Annotated in this window: 2 protein-coding genes and 1 pseudogene; all 3 read left to right on the top strand. The window is 72.0% G+C overall.

What is annotated here, in order from left to right; translation table 11 throughout:
- A pseudogene (locus tag ACFQ36_RS20845) lies at window positions 1-1,718 on the top strand (hypothetical protein); the annotation flags it as partial.
- 152 nt (window positions 1,719-1,870) lie between these two features.
- Complete coding sequence (locus ACFQ36_RS20840) at window positions 1,871-2,686, top strand: fumarylacetoacetate hydrolase family protein (RefSeq protein ID WP_377017155.1); 816 nt, start codon at window positions 1,871-1,873, stop codon at window positions 2,684-2,686.
- Window positions 2,687-2,799: 113 nt separating this feature from the next.
- Window positions 2,800-4,751, top strand: a 1,952-nt coding sequence (locus ACFQ36_RS20835) for an AAA family ATPase (protein WP_377017153.1), incomplete at its 3' end; no start/stop codon positions are given.

The raw sequence follows: 4,751 nt of genomic DNA, 5'->3' as shown, positions 1-4,751 counted from the left end.
GGGCGCTGCCGGCCGCGCTGGAGCGGGCGCTGCCGGGCTGCGTGCAGTCCGTCAAGGTTTTTGGCTGGCACTACCTGGCCTACAGCGCCCCGGTTGGCCTGGGCCTGTTGGCCTGGGCCTGCATCCAGGGCGGCGCGGCCGCGGCGTTCTCGGCCCCGCTGTGGCTGCCCACGGCCGCGGCCTGGGGTTATGGGCTGGGGCACTTCTCCGGCATCCTGCTGCCCGGATCCGAGGGCCTGAAGTACGTCTTTTCCCTTCCGTGGTGGGTGGCGGCGGCCATGGTCCTGCTCGCCGCCGCAATGACCCTTGCCGCCTCGCTCATGTGGCTGCTGCGGCGCGACAACCGGCCCGAAACGCTGGCGAAATGGAATTCCTGGGCGGCGCTGCCTGCGGTGTTCACGGCCGGGGGCCTTCTGCTCACCCTCCTGGGCAGCATCGTCGCGGCCGCAGACGGCGGGTTCTTCGGTTCCTTCTCGGGAACGGTGGGACCGGCGCCCTGGACCTTCCTGGTCCTCGGCTTGTGGGGTGTGGCCATCGAGGCAGCGGCGCGGTTCCTGGCACCGCTGCTGGTTCCGTACCTTCCCGCCCGGGCGCGGAAATTCCTTGCCGGCGGCACCGCGGTCCCGCCCGTTGCCGGCCTGCCGCCGGCCCCGGCGGCTGCACCCTCCCCGGCCGCGCTGCCCCAGCCGAAGCCCCTGGGCCCGGCAGCGAGGAAACGGCTCAAGGCCGCCGCCATCACCGCCGGCGGCGCCGTCGTCCTGGGCGCCGGCGGGATGATCGCCTACAGCGTGCTCGCTGCCACCGTTTTCGGCCCGCAGCATCAGGTGGAAGGGTATCTGCAGGCCCTGCAGGACGGGGACGCCGTCACCGCAGCGCAGATCCTCGATCCCAACGTGACGAGCGCCCAGCGGGTGCTGCTGGACAACGAGATCTTCGGGGCGGCCGAAAACCGGATTACCGGCTACCGCATCAAGGACGTCACGGTTGAGGCCGATACCGCCGTGGTCACGGCCGAGGTGACCCAGGATGCCAGGACCACCGGGCTGACCTTCGGCCTCGAGGCGGATGGCAGGACGGCGCTGGTGTTCAACCAGTGGCGCGTGGGCTCCGGTCCGGGCTGGCCGGTGCTGCTCGACCTGCCGGCAGGGCTGGACAGCGTGACGGTGAACGGGGTGGCGGTGCGGCTGCCGGCGGGCTCGGGCAGCTACGAGTCCCTGCCGGCGCTGCCGGGCAGCTACGTGGTTGCCGCTCCGGAGGGGACCAGGTACACCACTTTTGGCGAGGACCAGGTGCTGCAGGTAACGGCCGAGCACGGCCAGGCGCCGCCCAGTGCCGTCTTCGCGCCGAAATTCACGGACGCGGTGACCGGGGAGGCCGTTGCCCAGGCGAAAGCGTACCTGGCCAAGTGCCTGGAAGCTGCGGAATTCGAGCCGGCCGGCTGCCCCAACAGCACCTACGTGTGGGGTGATGACGAGGATGTGCGCAATATTTCCTGGAGCCTGGAGACCGAGCCTGCCTACGAGGTCGGCGAAGATTGGGGCGGACAGCTGACCGTCTCGGCCAGGGATGGCCGGGCCACGGTGAGCTATGAGGAAAACGAAGCCTGGGACGAGGACGAACCGGCCGAATGGGAGGCCAAGGAGGACTCCTCGTACCTGTCCTTCAGCGGCACGGTCGCCGTGGCCGGCGACGACCTGACGGTTACCTTCGGCGACTGACCCTGCGCTGTTGCCGGCTGGCGCCCCTGCCGCACCCTGCCGTGCGCCCGGGCGCCAGCACGTGCCGGCGGAGCCGGTATTCTGCCAGACGGCGGGCTTTCCGCCGGACAACGGCAACGACGGCGGCGGTGCGCCGCCTGCAGGAGGTTTGGATGCGTCTGGGTACGGTGCGGCGGAACGGGAACACGCAGGCATTCCGGCAGGAGGACGGCGTCACCACCTACCTGCCGGTGCGGGACGTCGGCGAGCTGCTCACCCGGGAGGACTGGCGCAGCCTGGCCGGCGAGCAGGGGCCGGAACCGGACCCCGCGGCGCTGCAGGCGCCGATCCTGCGGCCGTGCAAGATCCTCTGCGCGGGCCTGAACTACTACGCCCACGCGGCGGAGGTGGGCCAGGATGTGCCCAAGTACCCGACCATCTTCACCAAGTACGCCAACGCCCTGGTCGGCCCGACGGACGATGTGGTCATGCCCGCGGCGAGCACCAGGATCGACTGGGAGGCCGAGCTGGCCCTCGTCATCGGCAGCACCGTGCGGCATGCGGACGAGGCGGGCGCCCGCGAGGCGATCCTGGGCTACACGGTGCTCAACGATGTCTCCGTCCGGGACTGGCAGGGCCGCACCTCCGAGTGGTTCCAGGGCAAGAACTGGGACCGGACGACCCCGTGGGGGCCGGTGATCGTGACCGCCGACGAGCTGGATCCGGAGGCCGGCCTGGCCGTGGAGTGCGAACTCGACGGCGTGCTGAAGCAGTCCGGGACCACCGCGGACCTGATCTTCTCCTGCGCGAAGCTGGTCTCCTACGTGAGCGAATTCATGACGCTGGAGCCGGGCGACATCATCGCCACCGGCACCCCGGCCGGCGTCGGGCTGGCCCGGAAGCCGCGCGAATGGATCCCCGTCGGCGCCGAACTGGTCACCCGGATCGAAGGCATCGGCGAACTGCGCAACCGCTGCGTCGCAGAGTAACCCCTCCATCCCGCTGCATCGGCTAGTCACATAACGCCCTTTTCAGGCCTGGGAACGCCGTTATCCGGCAAGTCGATGGGAGAGGGAGGGGGTGCCGTCCTAGGATCGGAACCGTGGGACAGCATCGGCTCTTCGGACGGGACCAGGAGATGGCGCAGTGGCGCCTGCTCGCCGACTCCGTGGCCGCGGGCCGGAACGCCGGCCTGACCATCAGCGGGCCCTCGGGCATCGGTAAGACGGCCCTGATCGAACAGCTCTGCCGGGAGGCGCGGGACCGGGGCTGGAAGCTGCTGCGCGCGGCCGGGGACGAATCCCGGCAGCTGCCCGGTGCCATGCTGTGGCAGTGGTTTGCGCCGCTGGCCCAGCGCCATGCCGCCGGGGCGCCGCCGTTCGACGGCCAGGGCGCCCTGCTGCACCGGTTCCTGACCGCCACGGAGCTGGAGGCCAGCCAGGACGCCCTGAGCTATTCGGCCTCCTGGGTGCTGCGCTCGCTGAGCCAGCAGCAGCCGGTGGCGGCAGTGGTGGACGATGCCCAGTGGCTGGACGAGCTGTCCCTGGCCGTCCTGCTGGACGTCGGCAGCCTGCTGCTCGACGTGCCGGTTTTGCTGCTGCGCGGGCTGCGCACCAATGCGGACGGGCAGCCCGACCGGCGGCCCGGGGAGGCGCCGGCGGGGGATGCCCGGCGGATCCTGCCGCCCCGGGACCTGTCCTCGGGCGCCGAACTGCACTGGCGGCTCCAGCCGCTGTCGCGCGAGGCGATCGAGAGCTGGCTGGTGGCCCGGCGGCAGGACACCCTTGCGGCCAATGCGGCGCGCCTGCAGGCCGCCAGCGGGGGCGTGCCGTTCTTCATCCGCGAACTGCTCGAACGCGAACAGGCCGGCCGGAGCCTGGCACCGACCATCAGCGAGGACGCCGTACTCCGGGAGCGGCTGGACCGGCTGCCGGAGCTCGAGCGGCAGGTGCTGGGCGCCTACCAGATGGCGGTCCAGCTGGGCGAGAGGGGCCTGGAGGAGGACGGGCTGCCGCCGGAGCTGCACCGGCAGCTGCTGGTGGAGGCGGCCCACGCCCATGAGATGGCCGGGCGGCACCAACGCGCCGAGGAGCTGGCCCGGCAGGCGCTGGCGATGACCCGGGGGTCCGGGGCCCGGGCCCGGCTGCTGCTCGAGTTCGCCGAGACCCTCTACAACAATGGCCGGGTGGAACCGTCCACCGAGTGTTATGCCCAGGCGCTGAAGGAGCTGGACAATGAGCCCGGCGGCGATGGCGAACTGCGCCGGCAGGTGGTGGCCCTGGCCGCCGGCGCGGGATTCCAGCAGATGCAGTTCGCGAAGGAATACGCGGCGGTGCTGGGGCAGGTGCTGGGGCAGGACCCGGCCGAGGACGGGCCCAGCGACCGGCTGCTGCTGGTCCAGGAGGCCCTGCGGCTGACGCTGGCCGGCGAGGACGCCCGGCGCAGCGGGGAGCTGGCGGTGCGGGCGGTGGCCGGCGGAAAGCTGCTGGCGGAAAACGGGGCGGCTTCGAACATCATCAACTACGCCACCGGGGCGCTCAACGGGGCCGAGGAGGACGCCGTCGCCCTGGCGCTGCTCGATGCGGCCATCGTCCAGGCCCGGGCGGATTCGGCGGTGATGGCCCATGCCACGCTGGCCTACTGCCGGGGCGCCCTGCAGTTTCGCCGGGGCCGGCTGCGCCTGGCCCAGGTGGACCTGGAGTCCTGCCTGCGGGCCGCGGACCAAGGCTGGCGGACCTACCTGGAGACCGCCTGCGTGGTGATGGCGGGCATCCTCATCGCCCGCGACGACCTGGAACCCCTGGACGGACTGCTGGCCCGGGTGCCGCTGGGGGCACGGCGCCTGCCGCTGGTGCAGGCGATGGCGCTGCAGCTGCACGGCATGGTGGCGGCCGCCACGGCGCCGCGCTGGAGCATTTCACCGCCGCCATGGACCTGGCCGAGGGGCTGGGCCCGGCCCTGGACTGGTGGACCACCGCGGCGATCGAATCCGCCGTGCGGTCCGGCACCGCGGCGAACCTGGAGTACGCGCGGGTGGTGGCCGAGGAGGCGCTG

It is taken from the genome of Arthrobacter sp. GCM10027362 (assembly GCF_042679445.1).
In the GTDB taxonomy this organism is placed as follows: domain Bacteria; phylum Actinomycetota; class Actinomycetes; order Actinomycetales; family Micrococcaceae; genus Crystallibacter.
This window is presented reverse-complemented; position numbering and strand designations above follow the sequence as displayed.

Excerpts from the sequence above, each read along its gene's own strand:
- ACFQ36_RS20840 (WP_377017155.1), top strand. The coding sequence starts at position 1,871 with ATGCGTCTGGGTACGGTGCGGCGGAACGGGAACACGCAGGCATTCCGG.